Here is a 25642-nt window from a genome sequence, read left to right on the forward strand (position 1 = left end):
CAGTGACCAATCGGCAGTGACCAACCGGCAGCGACCAATCGGCGGTGACCAATCGGCAATGACCGACCAGCATCTACCGCTAGGGCGGCGCGCGGCCGCCCGCATGCGCGCGGCGCCGGCGTGCCGCCGCACGACTCAATGCTTTTCCATCTGCTCCAGCGCCTTGATGTCTTCTTCGGACGTCATTTCGCACGCAAGCAGCGTCTTACCCTTCAGCGCCGGGCCCTGGCGCGCCGACACGAGGATCAGCGCGCCGCCCGGGCCGCGCACCGTCAGGCGGCGCGAATAGCCTGCCGACGACGCGCCCAGCAGGTGCCCCTTTTCCGGCGCGAGCTTGTAGCGTTGCGCGAGCTGGCCGGCGACTTCGCCGTCCACGAGCACGCCGATCCCGGTGCTGGTGAACACGACGTGCTGCGTCGTGAAGCCGTCCCGGTGGATCGGCTCCGGCAGACGGAAGACCGCGGCGCCCAGCATCGATTCGTCCGGCTTCGGATCGGTGGCCTTGACGGTGTTGTAGATCGAGTCCATCAGGTCCGACGTGAACGGCGGATTGCAGATCGCGGCGTTGAAGATGTCGGGTTGGGCGGGCGGCGCGGCGAATGCAGCGAGCGGCGCGGCGGAGAGGGCAATGGCAATGGCGGCGGCGCCGACGGCAGCAGCGCGACGCCCGGACAGGCGAAGGGACATGAATGCAGTTCTCTCAGGTTTTATTGTGAGGCTGCATGTTAATGCATCGCCGCACGCCGGCCGATCGACGGGGAGCGGCCGGGTGGCGGCAATGCAACAGGCGCGCACCCGCGCGCCGCGATCGATTCCGTTGCCGGATGATCGATGCGCGGCGCGTCGGGGCTTGCGCGTCAGGCAGCCGGTGCGATGCGGGTTCGCGTTACGGCGCGACGACCGGATGCTTCAGCGCATGCGCGGTCTCGATCCACTGCGCGTGGAATTCGTCCGCGTCGGGCTTGAGCCCGAGCTCGCCGTTGCGATAGGCCATCGCGAGCGTCTGCACGGCTTCCGGCAACTCGTGCTCGGCGGCCCGGCGATACAGCGCGAGCGCGCGTGCGTCGTCGCGCGGCACGCCGCTGCCGTCGCGGTACGCGTTCGCGAGCATGAAGTCCGCGGCCGGGATGTCCGCGCGCGACGCGACCTCGAACCAGTGCGCGGCCTGCACGGGATCGGCGGCGATCCCGTAGCCGCTGCGATAGATCAGCCCGAGGTAATACGCGGCGGCCGGGTCGCCCTGCGCGGCCGCTTCGCCGAGCAGTGTGCGGGCGCGTGCATAGTCCTTCGGCATGTCGCTGCTGCCGAGCAGCAACGCCTTGCCGAGCGCGAGCTGCGCCCGCCGGGCGGCCGGCGCGTCGGCCTTGCCGTCCGCCGTCGCGGCCGTTTCCAGCCAGCCGCGCCCCTCGTCGCGCAGCCCCGGTTCGCGCGCGTCGACGAGCGCGATGCCGAGCGCCGCCTGCGCGTCGCCCGAGCCGCGGCGCGCCAGCGTGCGCAACTGCGCGAGCGCGTGCGGCTCGGTGGCCTGCGTGACCATTGCCTGCCACTCGTCGAGCTGCGCGGCGCTCGGCGTGGAGCCGGCGCCGTGCAGGCCGGTCGCCGCGACGACGGCCGCGACGGTCACGGCCGCCGCCGCGAGCAGCGCGGCCGGCGGAAGTTTCGCGCGCAGCACGCGCCGCGCGGCAGCGGCGAGGCCGGATTCGGCCGGCCGCATCGTCCGGATCGGTTGCATCGCGTGTCTCATTGCGTGAGGTCGATCTCGTAGGTGGCGAGGTTCTTGCCGGAGCCGTCGTCGGCTGCGACCTGCGTGATGCCGGTCAGGCCGGCCGCCGCCGCGTCGCCGAGGCGGTTCGGTGCGGACGCGAACTGCACGTGCGCGACCGAGCTCGCGAGCTTCGTGAAGCGCCAGCTGCGCTGCGCGCCGTCCGCCGTGCGCGTGATCGCGCCGCGTTTCTTGATGAACGCGATCAGCACGTCGCGGTTCGCATCCGGCGACGCGAAGATCGTCTTGCTGCCGTCGAGGCCCGGGAAGTTGCCGCCGCCGCTCGCGCGGTAGTTGTTGGTCGCGACGATGAACTGCGCGTTCGGGTCGATCGGCGCGCCCTTGTACGTCAGGTTCCTGATCCGGCTGCCGACCGGCTGCGTGACGTCGATTTCATACGCGAGATCGGCCGACGTGAACATGTCGAAGTTGTAGCCGGGGAAGGTGCTGACGAGCGGCTGCACGGTCGCCTTGGTCGGGTCGATCCGGTTGAAGCGCTTCGCGGCGGTTTCGAGCCAGTTCTTCACGTCGGCGCCGCTGACCTTCACCGCATACACGGTGTTCGGATACAGGTACAGGTCGGCCGCGTTGTTGATCGCGAGCGCGCCCGGTGCGACGTCGGTGTAGTCGGTGCCGCCGCCGAAGCCGCTCTTGAACGGCGCGCTGACCGACAGCACCGGCAGCGACGCGTATTGCGGCAGGTTCGCCTGCACGTAGGTCTTCACGTAGTCGGCCTGCGCCTCGTTGACGATCTGGATCGCGCCCGGATCGCCGACATCGGCGAAGTACGAGTTCATCCGGTAGTCGGTCGAGCCGATCGGCGTCTTCACATAGTCGATCGTCGCCTGGTGCTCGGCGGCGATCGCGGCGGAAACCGACGGATCGGCCGCCACGTAGCTCTTGTCGGCGTTCTGGATCGGCCGCGCCTCGACGGTCGTCTGCGACTTGTCGACGCTCCACGTCTTGCCGTCGAACTTCAGGCCGAGCTTGATCACGCCGAGGTGCTTGCCCCAGTAGTTGGCCATCACGGTCGGCACGCCGTTGACGGTGCCCTTGACCTTGTCGACGCCCGGCAGGTTGAACTGCGACACGGTGCTGTTCGCGTCCGGGAACACCTGGTGCGAGTGGCCGATCAGCATCGCGTCGATGCCGGTCACCTTCGACAGCCACCAGCTGCCGTTCTCCATCGTCGGCGAATACGCGGAATTGTCGAGGCCGCCGTGCGAGATCGCGACGACGAGATCGGCGCCCTTCGCGCGCATCTCCGGAATGTACTTCTCGGCCGCTTCCTTCAGGCCGGTCGTGTAGACCTTGCCGTCGAGCCAGCGCTTGTCCCAGTTCATGATCGCGGGCGGCGTGAAGCCGATGATGCCGATCTTCACGGGCGCGCTGACCGTCTTGCCGTCCGGCGTGGTCGCGGTCACGGTGCGGGTCAGGATCGTGTACGGCGTGAACAGCGGCGCGTTGGTCTTCGCGCTGATCACGTTCGCGAGCACCTGCGGGAAGTTCGGGCCCGCGCATTTCTTCTGCTGGGCCGGCGCCGGCAGGCCGTCGACCTCGAACGTGTTGCCGGTCACCTGCGACAGGTACGGCAGCCCGTAGTTGAATTCGTGGTTGCCGATCCCGCCGCCGTCGAATTTCGCGGCGTTCATCACCTTGTAGATCGCGAGCGTCTGGTCGCAGCCGACCGGCTTCACGAGCGCCTGGTAGTCGGACAGCGCGGTGCCCTGGATCGTGTCGCCGTTGTCGAGCAGCAGCGTGTTCGGGTACTGCTTGCGCGCCTGCGCGATCAGCGTCGACACGCGTTCGAAACCGAGCGAATTGTCGGCGGCGAGCTTGAAATAGTCGTACGACAGCACGTTGGTGTGCAGGTCGGTCGTCTCGAGCAGGGCGAGCGTGGCCGTCGTGCCGACGGGCGCCTGGGCTGCCGGCGGCGTCGCCGGCGGCGAGGTGACGTCGTCGCCGCCGCAGGCGGCGAGGATGAAGGCGAGGCTGGCGAGCGCGGCGATGGCCGGCACGCGACGGCGGGAAAGCAGGGGGAGACGCATCGGTTGTCCTGTTCGGTGTTCTGTTTTATGAAACGCGAGGTGCGCAACGATTGGCGGCGCGGGGCGCCGACGGCCTGATGTGCGGCGCGAGAGAGTATCGAAAGGAAACGTGACGGAAGAATGAAAGGTGGTGACGTCGGCATCGGGCAACGGGCGGCGGCTTCCTCGCGCACGCCGGGGCGGGCTCCCCGGCTGCGCGCCCCGAGCTCGCCGCCCGCACGGAAATCCTCACGTCGCGGCGCCGGGCGGTTCGCTACAATGGCCGCTGTCACCTTTTTGCAAACAACCTGCCCTTGGACTTCGAGACTCCTCCCGGCCTGTCGGTCGACGCCGGCGGCCAGGGCCAGACGGTGCGCCTGACCGGCCAGTGGACCGCGCTCGCGCTTGCACGCAATCGCGGCGCGGTGGCGCGCCGTATCGCGAGCATCGCGTCCGGGCGCGTGAGCGAATGGGATCTGTCCGGCATCGAGCGGCTCGACCACGTCGGCGGCCAGGCGCTGTGGCGCGTGTGGGGTCGCAAGCTGCCGGACGGCGTCGCGCTGAGCGCCACGCAGCGCACGATCTTCGAGCGCATCGAGCGGCTCGACAGCGAGCGCGAGGCGCCCGAGCGCGTCGTGCGCGTCGATCCCGTCACGCGGCTCGGCCAGGCGATCTTCCGGTTCGGCGAGCACCTGCAGGGCGGTATCGCGCTGTTCGGCCTCGTGATCCTCGATGCGCTGTCGGTGTTGCGCCGTCCGCAGACGATGCCGTGGAAGGAGACCTCCGCGAACATCTACAGCGCGGGCGCCCAGGCGCTGCCGATCACCGCGCTCGTCGCGTTCCTGATCGGCATCGTGCTCAGCTACCTGTCCGCGCAGCAACTGCAGATGTTCGGCGCGAACCGCTACATCGTGAACATCCTCGGGCTGTCGGTGATCCGCGAGCTCGGCCCGGTGCTGTCGGCGATTCTCGTCGCGGGCCGCTCCGGCTCGGCGATCACCGCGCAGATCGGCGTGATGCGCGTGACCGAGGAGCTCGACGCGATGCGCGTGATGGGCATCCCGCACGGGCTGCGGCTGATCCTGCCGCGCGTGCTCGCGCTCGGCGTCGCGATGCCGCTGCTCGTGATGTGGACGAACATCATCGCGCTGACGGGCGGCGCGCTCGCCGCGAAGCTCGTGCTCGGGATCGACGTCAACTATTTCGTGCGCTCGCTGCCGGGCGTCGTGCCGATCGCGAACCTGTACATCGGGGTCGGCAAGGGCGTCGTGTTCGGCATGCTGATCGCGCTGGTCGCCTGCCATTTCGGCTTCCGGATCAAGGCGAACTCGCAGAGCCTCGGCGAAGGCACGACCACGTCGGTCGTGACGTCGATCACGGTCGTGATCCTCGCCGACGCGGTGTTCGCGATCCTGTTCCAGAACGTGGGGCTCGGATGAACGCATCGAACGAAACGACCGCGCACGCCGCGGCCATCGGTGCCGGGTCGGTCGGCGAGCGGCCGGCCGCGGCGGCCGCTCCCGGCGATCTCGTGATCGAGGTGCGCAACCTGACCAAGCGCTACGGGCGCAACATCATTCATCAGAAGCTCGACTTCGACGTGCGACGCGGCGAGATCGTGTCGATCGTCGGCGGCTCGGGCTCCGGCAAGACCACGCTCGTGCGGCAGATCCTCGGCCTCGAGCGGCCGACGTCGGGCACGATCAAGGTGTTCGGCGAGGATACGGCGACGATCGACGACGCGAGCGCGCGGATGATGCGCACGCGCTCCGGGATGCTGTTCCAGCAGGGCGCGCTGTTCTCGTCGATGACGGTGTTCGACAACGTCGCGCAGCCGCTGCGCGAGCTCGGCCGCGTGCCGCCGGACCTGCTGCACGACATCGTGATGCTCAAGCTCGAGATGGTCGGGCTGCCGTGCAAGCACGCGTCGAAGATGCCGGCCGCGCTGTCGGGCGGGATGGTCAAGCGGGTCGGCATCGCGCGCGCGATCGCGCTCGAGCCCGAGCTGCTGTTCCTCGACGAGCCGACGGCCGGCCTCGATCCGCAGGCGTCGGACGAATTCGTCGAGCTGATCGCGACGCTCCACCGCACGCTCGGGCTGACCGTCGTGATGGTGACGCACGATCTCGACACGATGGTCGCGCTGTCGACGCGTGTCGCGGTGCTGGCCGACCGCAAGGTGCTGGTCGCCGCGCCGGTGGAGGAGGCCGCGAACGTCGACCATCCGTTCATCCACGAATATTTCCTGGGGCTGCGCGGGCGCCGCGCATTGCAGGCGCTGCCGCCCGAGCGGCGCGCGAAGCTGCCGAAGGCGGCCCTCGAACCGGCGCTGTCGAGCGTCGAGCTGTAGGCACGAAGGAATCCTCGAATGGAAAACAAATCACATGCGTTCTGGGCCGGCCTGTTCACGATCGCGCTGACGCTCGCGATCGCGGGCACCGTGTTCTGGTTCAACGTCGACCGCACCGTGCGCGTGCCGTACGACCTGCTCGCGCGCACCAACGTGACGGGGCTGTTCCCGGACGCGGCCGTGCGCTTTCGCGGCCTCGACGTCGGCAAGGTGCAGTCGATCGGCTTCGACCGCGCGCACCCGGGGCAGATCAGGATCCGGATCCTCGTCGACCACGACGCGCCGATCACGCAGTCGACCTACGGCAGCCTCGGCTTCCAGGGCGTGACGGGGATCGCGTTCGTGCAGCTCGAGGACACGGGCCGCGACCTGGCGCCACTGCCGTCGTCGCCGAAGGCGATCGCGCAGATCCCGATGCGGCCGAGCCTGTTCGACCAGATCCAGGAGCGCGGCGACGTGCTGCTGCGGCAGCTCGAGCTGGCCGCGAAGAGCGCGAATGCGCTGATGTCGCCCGAGATGCGCGAGCAGTTGCGCGCGACCGCCGAAAGCCTGCAGCACGCGGCCGACGGGGCCGCCACGCTGACCAAGCAGCTCGGCCCGGCGGTCACCGCGCTGCCGGAAACGATGCACGAGGTGAACCGCGCGATGGCGTCGGCGAACACGCTGCTGCAGCCGAACGGGCCGCTCGTGTCGAACCTGAACAAGGCCGGCACGGCCGCCGAGCAGGTCGGCGTCGCGCTGAACGATCTCAACGCGCGCGTGCAGTACGACACGTTGCCGCGCTTCAACGCGCTGGCCGGCAGCGTCGGCGATGCGTCGCGGCAATTGAAGGACGTGGCCGGTGAACTTGGCCGCAACCCGCGCAGTCTGTTGTTCGGTTCGCCCGGCGCGGCGCCGGGGCCCGGCGAAGCGGGCTTCGTCTGGCCCGGCGCGACGGCCCGGCAGTGACCCCCATCGAAACCGGAAACATCATGCAGGAACACGCCATGCCACGAATCCTTGACCGCGCGCTGCGTCCGGCCGCGGCCGCGCTTGCCGTGCTGACGCTGTCGCTCGCGGCCGGCTGCGCCGGCAACAGCGCGGCGCTGTCGAATGTCCGCTACGACCTCGGGCCGGCCACTCCGGTCGTGACCGCGGGCACGGCCCCCGCGCTGAAGGTGCTCGACGTCGTCGTGCCCGACGCGCTCGACTCCGACAAATTCGCGTACCGCCTCGCGTACGTGGACGCGCAGCACGTGGCCGTCTATCGCGACAGCCGCTGGACGGCACCGCCCGCACAACTGCTCACGCAGCGGCTGCGCGGAGCGCTGTCGTCGCGCGGCACGGTGCTCGAAGGGGCCGACGGCGTGCGCGCGCCGACCCTCAAGGTCGACCTGAACGAATTCGAGCAGGTGTTCGACGGCCAGTCGCAGAGCTACGGCGCTGTCACCGCGCGCGCGACGCTGACGCTGGACGGCAAGGTGCTCGGCCAGCGCACGTTCGTCGCGCGCGCGCCGTCGAGCACGCCCGACGCGGCGGGCGGCGCCCGCGCGCTCGCGGCGGCGAGCAACGAGCTCGTGTCGCAGATCGCCGCATGGGTCGGCATCCAGGCGTACGCGGGCACGCCGTGACGCGTGCCGCGCAGCCGCGATGAGCGCGACCGGCACGCCTCGCGCATCGCCGCTCGCGCGGCAGGCCTTTGCCGCCTACGCGGCACTCATCGTCTACGCGTCGCTGTATCCGTTCGCAGGCTGGGTATCGCTCGGCATCGGGCCGTTCGACTACCTGTTCGCGCCGATGCAGCGCTACGTGACCGCATTCGACGTCGTCACGAACGTGCTCGGCTACCTGCCGTTCGGCGCGCTCGGCGTGCTCGCGCTGCACCCGCGCTGGCGCGGCGTGGCCGCGACGCTGATCGCGGCCGGGCTCGGCGTGCTGCTGTCGGGCGCGATGGAAGCGCTGCAAACCTACCTGCCGACGCGCGTCGCGTCGAATCTCGATCTCGCGGCCAACGCGCTCGGCGCGCTGCTGGGGGCGGCGCTCGTCGCGCCGGCCACCGGTGCGCTGCTCGATCGCGGCGCGCTGCGCCGGCTGCGCTTCGCGTGGTTCGAGGACGACGGTGCGACGCCGCTGCTGCTCGCCGGGCTGTGGCCGTTCGCGATCCTGTTCCCGTCGCCGTTCCTGTTCGGCATCGGCGACTGGCCGGCCGCGCTGTGGGAGCGTGCCGACGCGTCGATGCAGGACACGCTGCTCGCGTGGCTGCCGGCCGCGTGGCGCGTGGGCGAATGGCCCGAGCGCGTCGACGGCTGGCTGTCCGACTCCGCATGGGAGGCCGCGCTCGGCGGCCTGATGCTGTTCGCCGCGCTGGCGATCGCGTCGCTCGCGATGCGGCCGCGCGCACCGCGCATCCGGCTGCTGATCGCGCTCGTCGCCGCGACGCTCGTGCTGAAGGCGGCCGCGACCTTCATGCAGTCGGCCACCGGCCTCGTCGTCGTGTGGGCGACGCCCGGCGCGCGGCTCGGGATCGAGCTCGGCTTCGCGGCCGCGCTCGTCGCGCTGCACGTGCCGGCGACGTGGCGCGCGACACTGGCTGCGCTCGCGCTGCTGGCCGGCGTGGCGCTCGTGAACCTGCTGCCCGTCAACCCGTTCTTCGACTTCACGCTGTCGGGCTGGCGGCAGGGCCGTTACGTGCACTTCAACAGCCTTGCACGCTGGCTCGCGTGGATCTGGCCCTACGCGGCGCTGATCTGGCTCGGCCAGCGCGTCGAGCACGCATGGCTGCCGGCCGTGCTGCGCCGCTGACGCGAAGGCTGCGGCGGTTGCGCCGCGATGGCCGCGGCGGTACCGCGGGCAGCGGCGTGCGCCCCTCGTTATAATCGTCCGCACGAGTGCAGTGTTCGGCACCGATCGGCACGTGTGTGCGGCGCCTTCGCACCCGTGGCCGCGTTGCAAATCCTCGCGATACCGCCAGGCATCGCTGCGGTTTGCGCGTCGTCACGAGCACGAATCCGCTGGCACCCAAGCGCCGCCGGGCACCGAACCCTACACGCCCGTTGCCCCGCGCAGCGGCAACCGCTCCTTTTTCCGCACGGCCTTGCGCCGGGCAGCTCGCCACCACCATGGATTCCTACTACCAGCACCACGTCTTCTTCTGCCTGAACCAGCGCGAACCGGGCGCCGAACGCCCGAGCTGCGCGCAATGCGACGCGCAGACCATGCAGGAATACGCGAAAAAGCGCGTGAAGGAGCTCGGCCTCGCGGGGCCCGGCAAGGTTCGCATCAACAAGGCCGGCTGCCTCGACCGCTGCGAGGAAGGGCCGGTGATGGTCGTGTATCCGGAAGGCACGTGGTACACGTACGTCGACCAGGCCGACATCGACGAGATCGTCGAATCGCACCTGCGCGACGGCAAGGTCGTCGACCGCCTGAAAATCTGAGCGGGCCGGCCGAATGAACGTTCATACGCAGAAATCGCTGATCGCGGGCCCGGTCGGGCAGATCGAAATCGCGGTCGACCTCCCCGATGCCGTGCGCGAAGGCGGCGCCGCGCCGCGCGGCATCGCGCTCGTCGCGCATCCGCATCCGCTGTTCGGCGGCACGATGGACAACAAGGTCGCGCAAACGCTCGCGCGCACGCTCGTGCAGTTGAACTACGTCGTGTTCCGGTCGAACTTCCGCGGCGTCGGCGCGACCGAAGGCGTGCACGACAACGGCACCGGCGAGGCCGACGACCTGCTCGCGGTGCTCGCGCACATGCGCGCGCAGCCCGCGTATGCGGACCTGCCGCTCGTGCTCGCGGGCTTCTCGTTCGGCACCTTCGTGCTGTCGCACGTCGCGAAGCGGCTGCGCGACGCGGGCGAGACGATCGAACGGATGGTGTTCGTCGGCACGGCAGCGAGCCGCTGGCAGGTGGCCGACGTGCCCGAGAACACGCTCGTGATCCACGGCGAAACCGACGACACGGTGCCGATCGCGTCGGTGTACGACTGGGCGCGGCCGCAGGAACTGCCGGTCGTCGTGATCCCCGGCGCCGAGCATTTCCTGCATCGCAAGCTGCACGTGCTCAAACGCATCATCGTCGACGCCTGGCGCTAGCCGGCACGCGGGAGGCCGGCGCGACGCCGGCCCGCACGGTGTTGCTATACGTGCTCCGGCCGGCGCCGGATGCGCGTTTCCCTTCTCGCGACATCGCGCCGCGGCGTGCGGCGCGACCCGACTTCTCCTTCTCCTGCGCACACCTTTCGCACACCTTCGCGTGCGATGACGCGCAGCTTGCCGGCACCCCGCGCCCGATGAAGATGGACGGCGATCCTGCGCCAGGTTCGCGAAAACGCGCTGCGCGGCCACGTATAATGGCCGGATTCCGCGTCGCCCGCGGCCCGGCTGGGCCCATGCGGCGCTCGTTTCGCCGCCTGTCCGCCCGCTCGCGACGGCCGCGAACCGAACGCGCCCGCACGAGTCCAACCGGCGCGTTTCGCGTCGCCCGACGATTTCGGGCGAGTGCCCGAAACGCCCGCCGCCTTGCCGTTCAACCCTGCGCGTTTCGCACCGCACTTTCTGCCATCAGCCTGAATCGATCATGCGTCTGTCTTCCCAAGGCCTCAAGTCCCTCGCTTCCTCCATCGCCTTCGGCACCGCCGCGCGCAACGTCGCGCTCGGCGTGATGCTGCCTGTCGCGCTCGCGTCGACGATCGTCGTCGCCGAGGCCAAGCCGGCCGCCAAGGCCAAGGCCGCGCATGCGGCGCCGGCCGCCGAGCAGTTCACCGGCGCGCCCGCGACCTACATGCCGGGCGCGGTGCCGCCGCCGGGCGTGAATGCGCGCTCGTGGGTGCTCGTCGATGCGACCAGCAACACGGTGCTCGCGTCGGGCAATGCCGATGAACGCGTCGAGCCCGCATCGCTGACGAAGCTGATGACGGCGTACCTCGTGTTCGAGGCGCTCGACAAGAAGAAGATCTCGATGGAGCAGATCGTCACGCCGAGCGAAGCCGTGCGCCGCGTCGGCCGCGACGAGTCGCGCATGTTCATCGAGGCGAACAAGCCGGTGTCGGTGCACGACCTGGTGTACGGGATGATCATCCAGTCGGGCAACGACGCCGCGATCGCGCTGGCCGAACTGGTCGGCGGCAGCGAAGGGCAGTTCGTCACGATGATGAACGACGAGGCGGCGCGCCTCGGCATGAAGGGCACGCACTTCGCCGACGTGAACGGCATGCCCGACCCGAACCACTACACGACGGCCGGCGACCTCGCGAAGCTGTCCGCGCACCTGATCCGCGATTTTCCGCAGTACTACAGCATCTTCTCGGAGAAGGAATTCAAGTACAACAACATCCGCCAGGGCAACCGCAACCGCCTGCTGTGGCTGGATCCGACGGTCGACGGCCTGAAGACGGGCCATACGCAGGCGGCCGGCTACTGCCTGATCGCGTCGGCGAAGCGCGCGATCCCGGGTGTGGACGGCCAGCGCCGCCTGGTGTCGGTGATGATGGGCGAGCAGAAGGAAAGCGAGCGCACGCAGGACAGCATGAAGATGCTGAACTACGGCTACAGCGCGTTCGATTCGGTGCGCCTGTTCAAGGGCGGCCAGGCGATGTCGACGCCGCGCATCTACAAGGGCAAGGAAAACACCGTGCAGGTGGGCGTGAAGGGCGACCAGTGGGCGACCGTGCCGCGCGGCCTCGGCGACAAGGTCAAGACGGAAGTCGACGTCAACGCGCCGCTGATCGCGCCGCTCGCGGCAGGCCAGCAGGTCGGCACGGTGAAGATCGTCGCCGACGGCAAGACGCTGTCCGAATTCCCGGTCGTCGCACTGCAGGCCGTGCCGGAAGCGGGTATCTTCGGGCGTATCTGGGACTCGATCCTGCTGATGTTCAGCAAGAAGAAGTAAGCACGACGGGTCTTTGTTTTCACGACTTCATCCCCATCTGTCATAACCATGAGCCAAGCCGAATTCGAACCGATCGTCTACCTCAGCGTGTCGTCGCAGGAGGAAATGGTGCCGCTGTCGGAAGCCCGTGTACCGGTGCTCGACCGCGGGTTCATCTTCGGCGACGGCGTGTATGAAGTGGTGCCCGTTTATGCGCACGACGGCGCGCACGTGCCGTTCCGGATCGAGCAGCATCTGGCGCGGCTCGAGCGCAGCCTGAAGAAGATCGGCATCGCCAGCCCGCACGACGACGCGGGCTGGCGCGCGCTGATCGAGCGCGTCGTCGCGGCGAATGCCGAAGGGCTCGGCGACGGCAACGCGCTCGTCTACCTGCAGGTGACGCGCGGCGTCGCGAAGCGCGGCCACGCGTTCCCGGCGAACGCGGTGCCGACGGTGTTCGTGATGACGAGCCCGCTGCGCCTGCCGTCCGCCGACGAACGCGCGCAGGGCGTGCGCTGCGTGACGGCCGAGGACCGCCGCTGGCTGCATTGCGACATCAAGTCGATCTCGCTGCTCGGCAACGTGCTGATGGCGCAGCATGCGGCCGAACGCGATGCGTTCGAGACGCTGCAGCTGCGCGACGGCAACCTGACGGAAGGTTCGTCGTCGAACGTATGGATCGTGAAGAACGGCGAGCTGCTCGCGCCGCCGCGCAGCAACAAGATCCTCGAAGGGATCCGCTACGCGCTGATCGAGGAGCTGGCCGACGAATGCAGGATCCCGTTCGTCGCGCGCGAGATCAGCGAAGTGGAATTGCGCGCGGCCGACGAGATCATGATCACGTCGGCCACGAAGGAAGTGCTGCCCGTCACGTCGCTCGACGATCTGCCCGTCCATGGCGGCAAGCCGGGCCCCGTATTCGCGGCGTTGTATGACGCGTACCAGCGTGCGAAGGCGCGCGAGTTTGAACAGTTTGACCTAACCCGGAGAAAATGATGAGCGAACCGACCAAAACCATCGAGGTGACCGGCGCGATCGATACCCGGAAGGAGTCGCTGCTGGAGTTTCCGTGCGATTTCCCGATCAAGATCATGGGCAAGGCGCACCCCGAGTTCAAGGACACGATCTTCAAGGTCGTGGCCGTTCACGACAACGAGATCGACGTCGAGAAGATCGAGGAGCGTGCGTCGAGCGGCGGCAATTACACGGGCCTCACGATCACCGTGCGGGCGACGAGCCAGGAACAGCTCGACAACATCTACCGCGCACTGACCGGCCATCCGATGGTCAAGGTCGTACTTTAAGCGCCTTCCATCCTCCTTCCTGCGCGCACTCGGCGGGGGTCTTCCCCGCCGCGCGCCGCGCGTCCAGCTCGTCGCACAGCCGCTTGTATTCGGCGACTTCCTCGAACAGCCAGGTTCTGAACGCCTGCACGCGCGGCGTGTTCAGCAGCGGCGGCGGACACACGAAAAAATAGTGCCACGGGCTCGGCCCGTCGATGTCGAACAGGCGCACGATGCGCCCGTCGAGCAGGTCGTGCACCGCGAGCGAGCGGCGCACGAGCGCGATGCCCTGGCCGTCGATCGCGGCCAGCAGCAGGTTCGACGAATCCTGGTACAGAATCCCCCGTTTCGGCTCGGTCAGCGTCTTGAGTCCGGCCGCGTCGAACCACGGCCGCCACAGCTCGTCGTCCGAGCGCAGCAGGTTGTAGTGCACGAGATCGGCGGGCGTTTGCGGCAGCTTGCCGCCGTTCAGCGTCGGCGCGCATGCCGGAAAGAACACTTCGTCGAACAGCGGCTCGACATGCAGCCCCGGATAACTGCCGTGGCCGAAGCGGATCGCGAGATCGACGTCGTCGCGCGCGAAATCGGTGAGCGAGTTGGTCGACTGCAGCTCGACGTCGATTTCCGGATGCCGTTCGATGAACGAGCCGATGCGCGGCGTGATGAAGCGTGCGGCAAACGACGACAGCATCGACACCACGAGCCGCCGGTCGCGGTCGCTCGCGCGCACGTCGCGCGTCGCGTCGGCGATGACCATCAGCGCGGTGCGGATCTGCTGCGCGTAGCGCATGCCGGCGTCGGTCAGGCACAGCCGCTTGCCGTTGCGCGTGAACAGCTGCACGCCGAGCTCTTCCTCGAGCGCGCGCACCTGGTGGCTGACCGCGCCGTGCGTGACGTACAGCTCGTCGGCGGCGCGCGAGAAATTCTCGTGACGGGCGGCGGCTTCGAACGCGCGAATCGCGTTCAGCGCAGGCAGCTGGCGGAGGTCCATTTGCTAATTTTCCTCACATCGACGTGAAAATTGGTCGTTTTGTCGGACGCCTTGAAGTGACTACGATTGTAGCCATCGAAGCACTTATTGGCGGAGTCGATCATGCAAGAAATTTCTTCAAGCATCACGTTCGAAATCCCGGTGGGCGAAACCGTGCCGTTGAAGGTACAGCGCAGCACGCGGCTGGTGGTGCAGTGCGGGCCGGTGTGGGCGACGCGCAGCAACGACGTCGACGATTACTTCCTGGTCGACGGCGAGACGCTGAAGCTGCGCCGCGGCGAGCGGCTGTGGCTCAGCGCGGAAGGCCGGGAGGGCGCGCGCGTGGCGTTCTCGGTGTCGCGGCCGCCCCGGGAAGTCGCGCTCGGCGGGCTGGCACGGCTGCGCGAACGCGTGAGCGCGCTGCTCCACGACGGATGGCGCACCGTCTGACCATCATTTCCTCCGACGGATACTGGCGATCCGTCCCCCCTCCGAGGCCGGCGAGACCGACGGGTTTTCGGTAAACTACCGCCCATGTCCGTTTCGCCGGTTTCCATCGTGTCCACGCCTGTTGCCGTTTCCGCATCGCCCGCCGGGTCCCCGGATCAGCCGGCCCCGCCGGTTACCGTGCGGTGGCGGGGCGTCGAGACCTACGAAACGAGCTTCGACGCGATGCGCGCGTTCACCGATACGCGCACGGCCGATACCGGCGACGAGATCTGGCTGGTCGAGCACCCGCCCGTCTACACGCTCGGCCAGGCCGGCGACCCGGCCCACCTGCTGGTGGCCGACAGCGGCGTGCCGCTCGTGAAGGTCGACCGCGGCGGGCAGATCACCTACCACGGCCCCGGCCAGATCGTCGCCTACCTGCTGCTGGACCTGCGCCGGCGCAAGCTGATGGTGCGCACGCTCGTGACGAAGATCGAGGAGGCCGTGATCGAAACCCTCGCGGCGTATAATCTCGCTTCGGTCCGCAAGGCGGGCGCGCCCGGGATCTACGTGGCATCCGGCGTGCACGAGGGCGCGAAAATCGCGGCCCTCGGCCTGAAGATCCGCAACGGCTGCAGCTATCACGGGCTGAGCCTGAACGTGAAGATGGATCTGCGCCCGTTTCTTGCGATCAACCCGTGCGGCTATGCCGGACTGGAAACTGTCGACATGGCGAGCCTCGAGGTTGCCGCCGACTGGAACGACGTCGCCCATACGCTGGTGCGCCGTCTGATCGCCAACCTCGACGGCGCATCCGCGGCCGCCGACAAGCCGCAGGCACTGGAACAACATTCGAATGACTGACGTTACCGCTTCCCCCGCACCGGCCGATCCGGCCGCGACCCCTGCCTACGATCCGACCGCCAAGCAGAAGGCGCAGGCGAAGACGGCGCGCATCCCGATCAAGGTCATTCCGATCGAAAAGCTGAAGAAGCCCGAGTGGATCCGCGTGAAGGCGGCCACCGGCAGCTCGCGCTTCAACGAGATCAAGACGATCCTGCGGGAGCACAACCTGCATACGGTGTGCGAGGAAGCGAGCTGCCCGAACATCGGCGAATGCTTCGGCAAGGGCACCGCGACGTTCATGATCATGGGCGACAAGTGCACGCGCCGCTGCCCGTTCTGCGACGTCGGCCACGGCCGTCCCGACCCGCTTGACGCGGATGAACCGAAGAACCTCGCGCGCACGATCGCCGCGCTGAAGCTCAAGTACGTGGTGATCACGAGCGTCGACCGCGACGACCTGCGCGACGGCGGCGCCGCCCACTTCGTCGAATGCATCCGCGAAACGCGCGCGCAGTCGCCGGACACGCGCATCGAGATCCTGACGCCGGACTTCCGCGGCCGTCTCGACCGCGCGATCTCGATCCTGAACGCCGCGCCGCCGGACGTGATGAACCATAACCTCGAAACGGTGCCGCGCCTGTACAAGGAAGCGCGCCCGGGTTCGGACTATGCGCACTCGCTGAAGCTCCTGAAGGACTTCAAGGCGCTGCATCCGGACGTCGCGACGAAGTCGGGCCTGATGGTCGGCCTCGGCGAGACCGAAGAGGAAATCCTGCAGGTGATGCGCGACCTGCGCGCGCACGACGTCGACATGCTGACGATCGGCCAGTACCTGCAGCCGTCCGAGCACCACCTGCCGGTGCGCGCGTACGTGCATCCCGATACGTTCAAGATGTACGAGGAAGAGGCGTACAAGATGGGCTTCACGCACGCGGCCGTCGGCGCGATGGTGCGGTCGAGCTATCACGCCGACCTGCAGGCGCATGGCGCAGGGGTGGTCTGAGCCCGCTTGCTTCGTCGTCCTCTGACGAGCCAGAAAAAAGCCCGCAGCGATGCGGGCTTTTTCGTTGGTGCGGCCGCCGCCCGCGCATTCGCACGGCAATCGTCACCCGACCGGACACGCAATCCGGTCGAGCATGGAAAGCAAAGCTGAAACGGCATCGATAGCTTCGCAGGATAAGTTCGCTCCCGCCGCGCGCAAAGCTCCTATAGTCGGCTCTCCCGCAGCAATGCCCGCATTCGAAGGAGAGCCGCATGTCCCGTTTCAGCTTCATCCGCCGCGCCGTCGTCGCGCTGACCGCCTTTGCCGCGCTGGGCGCGGCGCACGCCGAATCGCGCGAAGTCGTGATCGCGTACCAGGACATGGTCGTGCCGTGGCGCTATGCGCAGGCGAGCGGTGAAGTCGAAAAGGCGACCGGCTACAAAGTCACGTTCCGCAAGCTCGACAGCGGCGCCGACGTGATCCGCGCGCTCGCATCGGGCTCCGTGCAGCTCGGCGAAGCCGGCTCGAGCCCGATCGCGGCCGGGCTGTCGCAGGGGCTCGACATCTCGCTGTTCTGGGTGCTCGACAACATCAACGACGCCGAGGCGCTCGTCGCGCGCAACGGCTCGGGCGTCACCAACATCGCCGCGCTGAAGGGCAAGAAGATCGGCGTGCCGTTCGTGTCGACGTCGCATTTCCATACGCTCGTCGCGCTGCAGGCCGTGGGCGTCAATCCGAACGACGTGAAGATCGTCAACCTGCGTCCGCCCGAAGTCGCGGCGGCGTGGGCTCGCGGCGACATCGACGCGACCTACATCTGGGATCCGGTGCTCGCGAAGGTCAAGCAGTCGGGCACCGTGCTCACGACGTCGGGCCAGGTGGCGAAGGAAAGCGGCAAGGCGACCTTCGACGGCTTCGTCGTGAGCCGCAAGTTCGCGCACGAGAACCCCGAGTTCGTCACGCGCTTCGTGAAGGTGCTCGCGGCCGCCGATGCCGACTATCGCGCGCACGCTGCCGCGTGGAAGGTCGGCTCGCCGCAGGTCGCGGCGGTCGCGAAGGTGTCGGGCGCGAACGCGCAGGACGTACCGGCCAGCCTCGCGCTCTACGCGTTCCCGACGCCGGCCGAGCAGGCGTCGCCGACGTGGCTCGGCGGCGGTGCGCAGTCGGGCGCCGCGAAATCGCTCGCGGCCACCGCCACGTTCCTCAAATCGCAAGGCACGATCCAGACGGTGCTCGCCGACTATTCGGCCGGCGTCGATCCGCAGTTCGTGCAGAAGGCCGCGCGCTGAGTGCGGCGACTCAACCCACTCGTCGCGGAGTCCTGAACATGAGCACGCTGGAAGTCCGTCAGGTATCGGTCGACTATCCGGGCGAACGCGGCCGGCCGACGACGCAGGCGCTCGCGCGCGTCGACCTGCGCATCGAGGCCGGTGAATTCGTCGTCGCGCTCGGCGCGTCCGGCTGCGGCAAGACGACGCTGCTGAACTGCATGGCCGGCTTCGTCGCGCCGACGACCGGCGACGTGCGCGTCGACGGCGTGCCGGTCACGGGCCCCGGCGCCGATCGCGGTGTCGTGTTCCAGAAATACGCGCTGCTGCCGTGGCTCGACGTGCTCGACAACGTCGCGCTCGGGTTGCGCTTCGCACGTGTGTCGAAGGCCGAACGCGAAGCGCGGGCGCGGGAGATGCTCGCGCTCGTCGGGCTCGACAGGCATGCGCATGCGCGCGTGTACGAGCTGTCGGGCGGGATGCAGCAGCGCGTCGGCATCGCGCGCGCGCTCGCGAGCGACCCGCGCGTGCTGCTGATGGACGAGCCGATGGGCGCGCTCGACGCGATGACGCGCGGCACGATGCAGGCGCTCGTGCTCGACGTATGGGCACGCACCGGCAAGACGGTGTTCTTCATTACGCACGACGTCGAGGAGGCGCTGTTCCTCGCGACGCGTCTCGTCGTGATGACGCCCGGCCCCGGCCGGATCGCGGAAACCTTCGAACTGCCGTTCGCGCGCCGCTACGTCGAATCGCGCGATGCGCGCGCGGTGAAGTCGTCACCGGATTTCATCGCATGGCGCGAACGGCTGATCGCGTACCTGCATCGCGACGAGGCCGCCGAGGCGGCGGCGTGATGCACGAACTCGCGCGACAGGGCGCGTCGGTCGGACGCGGTCGGATCAGTACCTTGCACAGGCAGGACAGCATGAGCACGCAGGATTCTTGGGCGGCCGATCGCACGGCCGCGGAGCCCGGGCAGGATCAACGCGCGACGCAACGGCGTCACGCGGCGCGGCCGGCTCGCGCATCGCATCGCTACCGGTTGCCGGGGCAGGGGAAGACGGCCGGGCTGAGCGCGGCGACGGTCGCGGCACTGGCACTGCTGTGGTGGGTCGCCACCCATCGCCAGTGGCTGCCGCCGCTGTTCCTGCCCGCGCCGGAAGCCGTGTGGACGGCATTCGTCGACGCATGGCACGGCCGCATCCAGGGCGGCCTGCCGTTGTCAGACCATCTGCTGTGGAGCGCCGCGCGCGTGTTCGGTGCGTTCGCGCTCGCGACCGCGATCGGCGTGCCGGCCGGCATCCTGATGGGCGTGAGCCGCATCGCGCGCGGCGTGCTCGATCCGTTGCTGGAGTTCTACCGGCCGCTGCCGCCGCTCGCGTATCTGCCGCTCGTCGTGATCTGGTTCGGCATCGACGAAACCGCGAAGCTCGTCGTGATCTTCCTCGCGTGCTTCGCGCCGATCGCGATGGCCGCGCGCGCCGGCGTGCGTGCGGCAACCGTCGAGCAGATCAACGCCGCGTATTCGCTCGGCGGCAGCTTCGCGCAGATCGTGCGCCACGTGGTGCTGCCGGCCGCGCTGCCGGAAATCCTCACGGGGCTGCGGATCGCGATCGGGTTCGGCTGGACGACGCTCGTCGCGGCCGAGATGGTCGCCGCGACGGCCGGGCTCGGGCAGATGGTGCTCAACGCATCGAGCTTCCTGCGCACCGACATCGTTGTGATGGGGATTCTGCTCATCGGCGCGATCGCGTGGCTGTTCGATCTCGCGATGCGGTGGGTCGAGCAGCGGGTGGTGCCGTGGAAGGGGCGCGGGTGAGCGAGATTCGTTGCGGCGCGCGGCCGTGCGCCGCGGTGCTGCATCAGGTCGCGGTGCCGCGCCGGTAGAGGCTGAGCGCAACCGCCAGCCCGACCAGCATGCCGGCGCAGCCGCGATTGAGCCATTTCAGCGCGCTGCCGGACATGACCTTCATCGCATGATGGCCGCCTGCCGCGTAGAGCGCCATCAACAGGACGTCGATCGTGGCCGTCAGGAGGGCCAGCGTCGCGTACTGCGTCGCGACGTTCGCTTGCGGCTGGATGAACTGCGGCAGGAACGCCGAGAAGAACAGCAGGCCCTTCGGATTGGACAGCGCGACCAGCAGCGAGCGCTTGAAGGCGGAGCGGCCGTCGCGGGCGCCGTCGGCCTGCACGGCGCTGGCCGGCGCAACGGTCGCGGGGGCGTGCCAGAGCGCCCAGGCGAGGTACAGCAGGTACGCGGCGCCCGCCCACTTCAGCATGACGAACAGGTGTTCCGACGCCTGCATCAGCGCGCCGAGCCCGCATCCGACCGCGCCGATCAGGATCAGGTCGGACAGCGCGGCGCCGGCGATGCCGTAGGCCGCGATGCGCATGCCGCGCGTGGCGCCGTTGTTCAGCGCCAGCAACATCGTCGGGCCGGGCGTGACCGTGACGGCCGATACGGTGATGACATACAGCACGAGTGTCGTCGAATTCATGTCATGGCTCGCCGGGACTGGGCTTGCCAGTCTACGCGAAATCGTAACGCCGGCCGCCCGTGTCAGTCTCCCATCGCGGTCCCTTCCCGCCGCGGATCCGCCCCGCCGAACCACACCGTCTGCCCCTGCACGTTCAGCCGCTGGATTCCCTGCAGCCCCGAGTTCATCTCGACCACCCGCACGTCGTGCCCGCGGCCCTTCAGCCCGTCGGCCAGCGCATCGGACACGCGGCCGCGTTCGAGTTGCGTCGGCCCGTTCATCGACCCGAAGTTCGGCAGCGCGATCGCCTGCTGCATCGTCATCCCCCAGTCGAGCACGCCGACCAGCGTCTTCGCGACGTGATTGATGATCGCGGGGCCGCCGGCCGAGCCGACGATCATCGTCACCTGTTTCGTCTTCTTGTCGAACACGAGTTCCGGCGACATCGCCGAGCGCGGCCGCTTGCCGGGCTGCACGCGGTTCGCGACCGGCCGGCCGTTGTCGTTCGACACGAACGAGAAATCGGTGAGCTGGTTGTTCAGCATGAAGCCGCGCACCATCAGCCGCGATCCGAACGCGTCCTCGATGCTCGTCGTCATCGACAGCGCCTGGCCGTAGCGGTCGACGATCGCGATGTCGGAGGTCGACGGCAACTCGGGGCTGCGGTCGTCGGCCATCGCGAGCGTCGCGCCCTGCGGCGTGCCGGCCTGCGCGACGCCCATGCTGCTGTCGCCGATCAGGTGCGCGCGCTGCGCGAGATAGGTCTTGTCGGTGAGGCTCGCCCAGCTGCCGCCCGGCAGCGGCACGAAATCGGGATCGGCGACATAACGCGCGCGGTCCGCATAGGCGAGCCGCCCGGCTTCGCTGAACAGGTGCGCGGCGAACGGCGTCGGCTCGTAGCCGACGTCGTTGCGCACCGGCTTCTGCGCGCCGATCTGCTGCCAGTCGGGCATCGCTTCGAGGATGCCGAGCATCTGCGCGATCGCGAGGCCGCCCGACGACGGCGGCGGCATCCCGCACACCACCGAGCGCCGGTAATCCGCGCACAGCGGCGCGCGCACCTTCGCCTTGTAGCGCGCGAGATCCTGGAGCGACAGCAGGCCCGGGTTGGTCGGGTGCCTGCGCACCTTCGTGACGATGTCGCGCGCGATCGCGCCGCTGTAGAACGCGTTCGCGCCGCGGTCGGCGACTTGCCGCAGCACGGTTGCGAGCGCGGGGTTCTTCAGCACCGTGCCGGCCGCCTTCGGCGTGCCGTCCGGGTTGTAGAAATACGCACGCGCAGCCGGATCGTTCTTCAGGTACTTGTCGTTCGCGATCAGCGTCGCGAGCCGCGGGCTGATCGTGAAGCCGTGCTCGGCGAGCCGGATCGCCGGCTGGAACAGGCGGCGCCACGGCAGCTTGCCGTGTGCGCGGTGCGCGGCGTCGAGCATGCGCAGCACGCCCGGCGTGCCGACCGAGCGCCCGCCGACGACGCCTTCGTAGAAGCTCATCGGCTGGCCGGTCGGCCCGTAGAACAGGCGGTCGGTCGCGGCGGCCGGCGCGGTCTCGCGGCCGTCGTACGCCTGCGTCGCCTTGCCGTCGAAGTACAGCAGGAACGCACCGCCGCCGATTCCCGACGATTGCGGCTCGACGAGCGCGAGCACCATCTGCGTGGCGATCGCCGCGTCGATCGCGGTGCCGCCCGCCTTCAGCATGTCGTAGCCGGCCTGCGTCGCGAGCGGATTCGCGGCCGCGATCATGAAATGCTGCGAGGTCCAGCCCGGCTTGTCGGTCCAGCCGGACGACAGCTCGGGCGCATGGACGCCGGGCAGCGGCACGGCGGCGCCCGATGCGGCGGCGACGGGCACCACCGCGCCCGACGGCGGCGTGGACGGGGACGTGCAGCCGGCGTTGAACGCGACGAGCGCGACGGCGGCGAGCAGCGTCCAGGAGCGCGAATGCGGACGAATCCGGTCGAACATTGAACCCTCGGCAGCAGTGAATTCGAAGGAGGCGACGATGCCGGCGCAACGCGGCTGCCCGCCCCGGCGCGCTATTGTCGCCGCGCGGCCGGCGGGTTGTCACCCGACAGGAAACCCTGACGCATCGCGCCGGGCCCGCCCCGGCCGGTCTTTCCGGCCTGTTCGAGGATGAACTCTATGAACGTCGACGTCGCGCGCGTGTGGTGCCGGTTCGGCATGTAGAGCATGTACATGTGCGTGCCGAAGATGCTGAGCCGGTACGCGTCGAGCGACGTGACGACCGTGCCGCGCCGGATGTCGCCCTGCACCACGTAGTCGGGCACGATGCCGACGCCGATCCCGCCGAGGATCGCCTGCCGCAGGAACAGGAAGTTCTCCGAAATCAGCGTGGGCTCGAGCAGCACCTCGTGGCGCTCGTCGCCGAGATACGCGGCGATCCTGAGCTGCCGGCCCATCACCGTCGCGGTGACGACGGGGGAGGCCGACAACGCGCCGAGGCTCGCCGGCATCCCGTGCTCGGCCGCGAACGCGGCCGATGCGCACGCGACGTAGCGCACCGCGCCCATGTCGCGCGCGACGAGGTTCTGCGGCGGCTCGGGCATCACGCGCACCGCGATGTCGATCTCGTCGCGCATCAGGTCTTCCACGCGGTTCTCGAACACGACGTCGAGCACGATGCCCGGATGCAGCCGCTTGAACGCGAGCAGCCAGTCGGACATCACCATCTGCCCGTAGCCGCTCGGCACCGACAGCCGCACGCGGCCCTGCAGGTCCTGGCCGAGCGTCGTCACCGATTCCTGCGCGGCGAGCAGTTCGTTGCGGATGCGCCGCCCGTGCTCGTACAGCTTCAGCCCGATTTCGGTCGGCTCGATGCGCCGCGTCGTGCGCCGCACGAGCTGCTGGCCGATCGAGCGCTCGAGCTGGTTCAGCCGGTAGCTGACGTTCGCGCGGCTCATCTTGAGCCGCTGCGCGGCCTTGCTGAGATTGCCGGCGTCGAGGATCTCGACGAGCAGCGTCAGCGCGTTCAGGTCCATGCGTCGCGTCTCCTGATCCGTCCCGTTTAACGGTCGGAAGCATTCAGTGTCAAGTCAGACTTGACAGCTTGTAAAAGCGGGAGGGAATTGTCAATGAATCTCGATCAATCGAGAATCAGGTCATGCCCGGCGTACGGCCGGATCTTGTCCCGCTTCGTGCGGGACCGGGGCAGGCGCCCCGGCGCCGCTCGCGTGGCCGCGAGCCACGAACCGGCGTCGCCGCGCCTGCCGCCGCGTCAAGGAGACACGATGAACTCACCCGCTTCCCCCACCGGCCCGGCCGGCACCGTCACGCGCGAGCGGCGCGACAAGGTGCTCGTCGTCACGATCGACCATGCGCCCGTCAACGCGCTGTCCGCCGATGTGCGGCGCGGCCTCGCCGACGCGCTCGACGCCGCGCAGGCCGACGACGCGATCCGCGCGGTGCTGATCGTCGGCGCCGGCCGCAACTTCATCGCGGGCGCCGATATCCGCGAATTCGGCAAGCCGCCGGTGCCGCCGTCGCTGCCCGACGTGTGCGAGCGGATCGAATCGGGCACGAAGCCGGTCGTGGTCGCGCTGCATGGCGCGACGCTCGGCGGCGGCCTCGAAGTCGCGCTCGCCGCGCATTACCGGCTCGCGGTGCCCGGCGCGAAGCTCGGGCTGCCCGAAGTCACGCTCGGCCTGCTGCCCGGCGCGGGCGGCACGCAGCGCGCGCCGCGCCTGATCGGCGCGAAGGCCGCGCTCGACCTGATGCTGACGGGCCGCCACGCGAGCGCGGACGAAGCGCTCGCGCTCGGCCTCGTCGATCGCATCGCGCACAGCGACGACACGCTCGCCGAAGGCCTCGCCTACGCGCAGGAGCTCGTGTCGCTCGGCGCACCGGTGCGCCGCACGCGCGACGCGCAGGGGCTGGCCGACCGCGCGGCCGCGCAGGCCGCGATCGACGCGGCGCGTGCCGAGTTGCCGAAGAAGTCGCGTGGCCTTTTCTCGCCCGCGAAGATCGTCGACGCGGTCGAGGCCGCGCTCACGCAGTCGTTCGACGCGGGGATGAAGCTCGAACGCAGCCTGTTCCTGCAGTGCATCGACAGCCCGCAGCGCGCGGGCCTCGTGCATGCGTTCTTCGCGGAGCGTGAAGCGGCGAAGGTGCCCGAGGCACGTCGCGCGAGCGCGCGGCCGGTCGAGCGGATCGGCGTGGTCGGCGGCGGCACGATGGGCGCGGGCATCGCGGTCGCGGTGCTCGATGCCGGGCTGCCGGTGACGATGATCGAACGCGACGAAGCGTCGCTCGCACGCGGCCGCGCGCACGTCGAGAAGGTGTACGACGGCCTCGTCGCGAAAGGGCGGATGACGCCGGCCGCGCACGCCGCGCGGCTCGCGCGTTTCAAGGGCAGCACGTCGTACGACGCGCTCGCGCAGGCCGACGTCGTGATCGAGGCCGTGTTCGAGGACATGGCCGTGAAAAAGGCCGTGTTCGCCGAACTCGCGCGTGCGTGCAAGCCGGGTGCGGTGCTCGCGACCAACACGTCGTATCTCGACATCGACGAGATCGCCGCGAGCATCGACCGGCCGGCCGACGTGATCGGCCTGCATTTCTTCTCGCCGGCCAACGTGATGAAGCTGCTCGAGATCGTCGTGCCGGCGCGCGTGAGCGCCGAAGTGGTCGCGACCGCGTTCGCGCTCGCGAAGCAGTTGAAGAAGACGCCGGTGCGCGCCGGCGTGTGCGACGGCTTCATCGGCAACCGGATCCTCGCCGTCTACCGCACGGCGGCCGACTACCTGATGGAAGACGGCGCATCGCCGTACCAGATCGACCGCGCGGTGCGCGAATTCGGCTTCCCGATGGGGCCGTTCCAGGTCGTCGACCTCGCCGGCGGCGACATCGGCTGGGCGACCCGCAAGCGCCGCGCGGCGACGCGCGACCCGCGCGCGCGCTACGTGGAGATTTCCGACCGGCTGTGCGAGCGCGGCTGGTTCGGCCAGAAGACCGGGCGCGGCTACTACCTGTATCCGGACGGCGCGCGCGTCGGCACGCCGGACCCGGAAGTCGAGGCGATCGTCGCGCAAGAGCGCGCGAAGAAGGGCATCGCGCCGCGCACGTTCACCCACGACGAGATCATGCGCCGCTACCTCGCGGCGATGATCAACGAAGGCGCGAACGTCGTGCACCAGAAGATCGCGCTGCGCCCGCTCGACGTCGATGCGGTGTTCCTGTACGGCTACGGCTTCCCGCGTTATCGCGGCGGCCCGATGCATTACGCGGACACGGTCGGCCTCGCGAACGTGCTCGCCGATATCCGCGCGTTCGCGAAGGAAGATCCGCTGTTCTGGAAGCCGTCGCCGCTGCTCGTCGATCTCGTCGCGCGCGGCGCGGATTTCGCGAGCCTGAACCGCCTCGACTGAACGCCAACCGCATTCGCCAT

The 25642-nt window shown here is 69.1% G+C and carries 24 protein-coding genes; 17 read left to right on the forward strand and 7 right to left on the reverse strand.

The features are described 5' to 3' along the window. Positions 1 to 135: 135 nt before the first annotated feature. From VK92_RS18725 to VK92_RS18735, 3 genes are all read right to left on the reverse strand, one after another. Positions 136 to 687, reverse strand: coding sequence for a hypothetical protein (locus VK92_RS18725; RefSeq protein WP_048023872.1), 552 nt, complete (start codon positions 685 to 687; stop codon positions 136 to 138). 199 nt (positions 688 to 886) lie between these two features. Beyond that, the gene (locus VK92_RS18730; protein ID WP_048023874.1) at positions 887 to 1732 is read right to left on the reverse strand and encodes a tetratricopeptide repeat protein; all 846 of its coding nucleotides are present in this window, start codon (positions 1730 to 1732) and stop codon (positions 887 to 889) included. Between the two features lie 8 nt (positions 1733 to 1740). After that, entirely contained in the window at positions 1741 to 3810 is a 2070-nt protein-coding gene (locus VK92_RS18735) for a bifunctional 2',3'-cyclic-nucleotide 2'-phosphodiesterase/3'-nucleotidase (protein WP_021164211.1), read from the reverse strand. 293 nt (positions 3811 to 4103) lie between these two features. On the opposite strand from VK92_RS18735, the gene VK92_RS18740 reads away from it, so the two are divergent. The 10 genes from VK92_RS18740 to VK92_RS18785 all read left to right on the forward strand — a co-directional run bounded on the left by VK92_RS18740 (position 4104) and on the right by VK92_RS18785 (position 13291). Next, positions 4104 to 5228: an MlaE family ABC transporter permease gene (locus VK92_RS18740; RefSeq protein ID WP_021164213.1), complete on the forward strand. Its 1125-nt coding sequence runs from the start codon at positions 4104 to 4106 to the stop codon at positions 5226 to 5228. Continuing rightward, positions 5225 to 6139, forward strand: a complete 915-nt coding sequence (locus tag VK92_RS18745) for an ABC transporter ATP-binding protein (RefSeq protein ID WP_021164214.1) — start codon at positions 5225 to 5227, stop codon at positions 6137 to 6139. The genes VK92_RS18740 and VK92_RS18745 overlap by 4 nt, the downstream gene beginning before the upstream one ends. An 18-nt stretch (positions 6140 to 6157) precedes the next feature. Further along, positions 6158 to 7087, forward strand: a complete 930-nt coding sequence (locus VK92_RS18750) for an MlaD family protein (protein WP_021164215.1) — start codon at positions 6158 to 6160, stop codon at positions 7085 to 7087. A 38-nt stretch (positions 7088 to 7125) separates the two neighbouring features. Then, on the forward strand, positions 7126 to 7749 hold the full coding sequence (locus VK92_RS18755) for an ABC-type transport auxiliary lipoprotein family protein (RefSeq protein WP_048023905.1): 624 nt from the start codon (positions 7126 to 7128) through the stop codon (positions 7747 to 7749). A 19-nt stretch (positions 7750 to 7768) separates the two neighbouring features. Further along, on the forward strand, positions 7769 to 8920 hold the full coding sequence (locus VK92_RS18760; RefSeq protein WP_048023876.1) for a VanZ family protein: 1152 nt from the start codon (positions 7769 to 7771) through the stop codon (positions 8918 to 8920). A 317-nt stretch (positions 8921 to 9237) separates the two neighbouring features. Next, entirely contained in the window at positions 9238 to 9555 is a 318-nt protein-coding gene (locus VK92_RS18765) for a (2Fe-2S) ferredoxin domain-containing protein (RefSeq protein ID WP_011694422.1), read from the forward strand. 13 nt (positions 9556 to 9568) lie between these two features. Beyond that, positions 9569 to 10213 carry an alpha/beta hydrolase gene (locus VK92_RS18770; protein WP_021157030.1) on the forward strand — a complete coding sequence of 215 codons (645 nt, stop codon included), beginning with the start codon at positions 9569 to 9571 and terminating at the stop codon, positions 10211 to 10213. A 484-nt stretch (positions 10214 to 10697) separates the two neighbouring features. Beyond that, positions 10698 to 12008: a D-alanyl-D-alanine carboxypeptidase family protein gene (locus VK92_RS18775; protein WP_021157031.1), complete on the forward strand. Its 1311-nt coding sequence runs from the start codon at positions 10698 to 10700 to the stop codon at positions 12006 to 12008. Positions 12009 to 12056: 48 nt separating this feature from the next. Continuing rightward, positions 12057 to 12983: a D-amino acid aminotransferase gene (locus VK92_RS18780; RefSeq protein ID WP_048023880.1), complete on the forward strand. Its 927-nt coding sequence runs from the start codon at positions 12057 to 12059 to the stop codon at positions 12981 to 12983. Further along, the gene (locus VK92_RS18785; protein ID WP_011353335.1) at positions 12983 to 13291 is read left to right on the forward strand and encodes an HP0495 family protein; all 309 of its coding nucleotides are present in this window, start codon (positions 12983 to 12985) and stop codon (positions 13289 to 13291) included. Before VK92_RS18780 ends, VK92_RS18785 begins: the two co-directional genes overlap by 1 nt. Here VK92_RS18785 and VK92_RS18790 read toward each other — a convergent pair. Continuing rightward, complete coding sequence (locus VK92_RS18790) at positions 13275 to 14261, reverse strand: transcriptional regulator GcvA (protein WP_048023881.1); 987 nt, start codon at positions 14259 to 14261, stop codon at positions 13275 to 13277. The genes VK92_RS18785 and VK92_RS18790 overlap by 17 nt on opposite strands. 102 nt (positions 14262 to 14363) lie before the next feature. On the opposite strand from VK92_RS18790, the gene VK92_RS18795 reads away from it, so the two are divergent. From VK92_RS18795 to VK92_RS18820, 6 genes are all read left to right on the forward strand, one after another. Further along, complete coding sequence (locus VK92_RS18795; protein WP_021157035.1) at positions 14364 to 14690, forward strand: DUF2917 domain-containing protein; 327 nt, start codon at positions 14364 to 14366, stop codon at positions 14688 to 14690. 84 nt (positions 14691 to 14774) lie between these two features. Continuing rightward, on the forward strand, positions 14775 to 15533 hold the full coding sequence (lipB, locus tag VK92_RS18800; RefSeq protein WP_021157036.1) for a lipoyl(octanoyl) transferase LipB: 759 nt from the start codon (positions 14775 to 14777) through the stop codon (positions 15531 to 15533). After that, positions 15526 to 16518, forward strand: coding sequence for a lipoyl synthase (gene lipA, locus VK92_RS18805; protein WP_011886137.1), 993 nt, complete (start codon positions 15526 to 15528; stop codon positions 16516 to 16518). The genes lipB and lipA overlap by 8 nt, the downstream gene beginning before the upstream one ends. 251 nt (positions 16519 to 16769) lie before the next feature. Next, positions 16770 to 17786: a taurine ABC transporter substrate-binding protein gene (gene tauA / locus VK92_RS18810; RefSeq protein WP_048023883.1), complete on the forward strand. Its 1017-nt coding sequence runs from the start codon at positions 16770 to 16772 to the stop codon at positions 17784 to 17786. 38 nt (positions 17787 to 17824) lie between these two features. Next, positions 17825 to 18622, forward strand: coding sequence for a taurine ABC transporter ATP-binding protein (locus VK92_RS18815; RefSeq protein ID WP_048023884.1), 798 nt, complete (start codon positions 17825 to 17827; stop codon positions 18620 to 18622). Continuing rightward, positions 18622 to 19587, forward strand: a complete 966-nt coding sequence (locus VK92_RS18820) for an ABC transporter permease (RefSeq protein WP_048023885.1) — start codon at positions 18622 to 18624, stop codon at positions 19585 to 19587. Before VK92_RS18815 ends, VK92_RS18820 begins: the two co-directional genes overlap by 1 nt. 43 nt (positions 19588 to 19630) lie before the next feature. Here the strand turns inward: VK92_RS18820 and VK92_RS18825 are convergent, their stop codons facing one another. The 3 genes from VK92_RS18825 to VK92_RS18835 all read right to left on the reverse strand — a co-directional run bounded on the left by VK92_RS18825 (position 19631) and on the right by VK92_RS18835 (position 23240). Continuing rightward, entirely contained in the window at positions 19631 to 20266 is a 636-nt protein-coding gene (locus tag VK92_RS18825) for a LysE family translocator (RefSeq protein ID WP_048023888.1), read from the reverse strand. 62 nt (positions 20267 to 20328) lie between these two features. Then, positions 20329 to 22206, reverse strand: a complete 1878-nt coding sequence (gene ggt / locus VK92_RS18830; RefSeq protein WP_048023890.1) for a gamma-glutamyltransferase — start codon at positions 22204 to 22206, stop codon at positions 20329 to 20331. A 71-nt stretch (positions 22207 to 22277) separates the two neighbouring features. Beyond that, positions 22278 to 23240: a LysR family transcriptional regulator gene (locus tag VK92_RS18835; RefSeq protein WP_048023892.1), complete on the reverse strand. Its 963-nt coding sequence runs from the start codon at positions 23238 to 23240 to the stop codon at positions 22278 to 22280. Between the two features lie 249 nt (positions 23241 to 23489). Here VK92_RS18835 and VK92_RS18840 point away from each other — a divergent pair, with 249 nt between their 5' ends. Beyond that, positions 23490 to 25622, forward strand: coding sequence for a 3-hydroxyacyl-CoA dehydrogenase NAD-binding domain-containing protein (locus tag VK92_RS18840; protein WP_048023907.1), 2133 nt, complete (start codon positions 23490 to 23492; stop codon positions 25620 to 25622). The last annotated feature ends 20 nt before the right edge of the window (positions 25623 to 25642 follow it).

This window comes from Burkholderia sp. LK4 (assembly GCF_001043615.1).
In the GTDB taxonomy this organism is placed as follows: Bacteria; Pseudomonadota; Gammaproteobacteria; order Burkholderiales; family Burkholderiaceae; genus Burkholderia; species Burkholderia cepacia.

Bases quoted from the DNA above. Each gene is read 5' to 3' on its own strand.
- VK92_RS18815 (WP_048023884.1), top strand. From the start codon at position 17,825: ATGAGCACGCTGGAAGTCCGTCAGGTATCGGTCGACTATCCGGGCGAA.
- VK92_RS18735 (WP_021164211.1), bottom strand. From the start codon at position 3,810: ATGCGTCTCCCCCTGCTTTCCCGCCGTCGCGTGCCGGCCATCGCCGCG.
- lipA (WP_011886137.1), top strand. From the start codon at position 15,526: ATGACTGACGTTACCGCTTCCCCCGCACCGGCCGATCCGGCCGCGACC.
- VK92_RS18835 (WP_048023892.1), bottom strand. From the start codon at position 23,240: ATGGACCTGAACGCGCTGACGCTGCTCGTCGAGATCCTCGACGCCGGC.
- VK92_RS18820 (WP_048023885.1), top strand. From the start codon at position 18,622: ATGCACGAACTCGCGCGACAGGGCGCGTCGGTCGGACGCGGTCGGATC.
- VK92_RS18775 (WP_021157031.1), top strand. From the start codon at position 10,698: ATGCGTCTGTCTTCCCAAGGCCTCAAGTCCCTCGCTTCCTCCATCGCC.
- VK92_RS18760 (WP_048023876.1), top strand. From the start codon at position 7,769: ATGAGCGCGACCGGCACGCCTCGCGCATCGCCGCTCGCGCGGCAGGCC.
- VK92_RS18825 (WP_048023888.1), bottom strand. From the start codon at position 20,266: ATGAATTCGACGACACTCGTGCTGTATGTCATCACCGTATCGGCCGTC.
- VK92_RS18780 (WP_048023880.1), top strand. From the start codon at position 12,057: ATGAGCCAAGCCGAATTCGAACCGATCGTCTACCTCAGCGTGTCGTCG.
- VK92_RS18765 (WP_011694422.1), top strand. From the start codon at position 9,238: ATGGATTCCTACTACCAGCACCACGTCTTCTTCTGCCTGAACCAGCGC.
- VK92_RS18785 (WP_011353335.1), top strand. From the start codon at position 12,983: ATGAGCGAACCGACCAAAACCATCGAGGTGACCGGCGCGATCGATACC.
- tauA (WP_048023883.1), top strand. From the start codon at position 16,770: ATGTCCCGTTTCAGCTTCATCCGCCGCGCCGTCGTCGCGCTGACCGCC.
- ggt (WP_048023890.1), bottom strand. From the start codon at position 22,206: ATGTTCGACCGGATTCGTCCGCATTCGCGCTCCTGGACGCTGCTCGCC.
- VK92_RS18755 (WP_048023905.1), top strand. From the start codon at position 7,126: ATGCCACGAATCCTTGACCGCGCGCTGCGTCCGGCCGCGGCCGCGCTT.
- VK92_RS18730 (WP_048023874.1), bottom strand. From the start codon at position 1,732: ATGCAACCGATCCGGACGATGCGGCCGGCCGAATCCGGCCTCGCCGCT.
- VK92_RS18745 (WP_021164214.1), top strand. From the start codon at position 5,225: ATGAACGCATCGAACGAAACGACCGCGCACGCCGCGGCCATCGGTGCC.
- VK92_RS18840 (WP_048023907.1), top strand. From the start codon at position 23,490: ATGAACTCACCCGCTTCCCCCACCGGCCCGGCCGGCACCGTCACGCGC.
- lipB (WP_021157036.1), top strand. From the start codon at position 14,775: ATGTCCGTTTCGCCGGTTTCCATCGTGTCCACGCCTGTTGCCGTTTCC.
- VK92_RS18750 (WP_021164215.1), top strand. From the start codon at position 6,158: ATGGAAAACAAATCACATGCGTTCTGGGCCGGCCTGTTCACGATCGCG.
- VK92_RS18770 (WP_021157030.1), top strand. From the start codon at position 9,569: ATGAACGTTCATACGCAGAAATCGCTGATCGCGGGCCCGGTCGGGCAG.
- VK92_RS18725 (WP_048023872.1), bottom strand. From the start codon at position 687: ATGTCCCTTCGCCTGTCCGGGCGTCGCGCTGCTGCCGTCGGCGCCGCC.
- VK92_RS18795 (WP_021157035.1), top strand. From the start codon at position 14,364: ATGCAAGAAATTTCTTCAAGCATCACGTTCGAAATCCCGGTGGGCGAA.
- VK92_RS18790 (WP_048023881.1), bottom strand. From the start codon at position 14,261: ATGGACCTCCGCCAGCTGCCTGCGCTGAACGCGATTCGCGCGTTCGAA.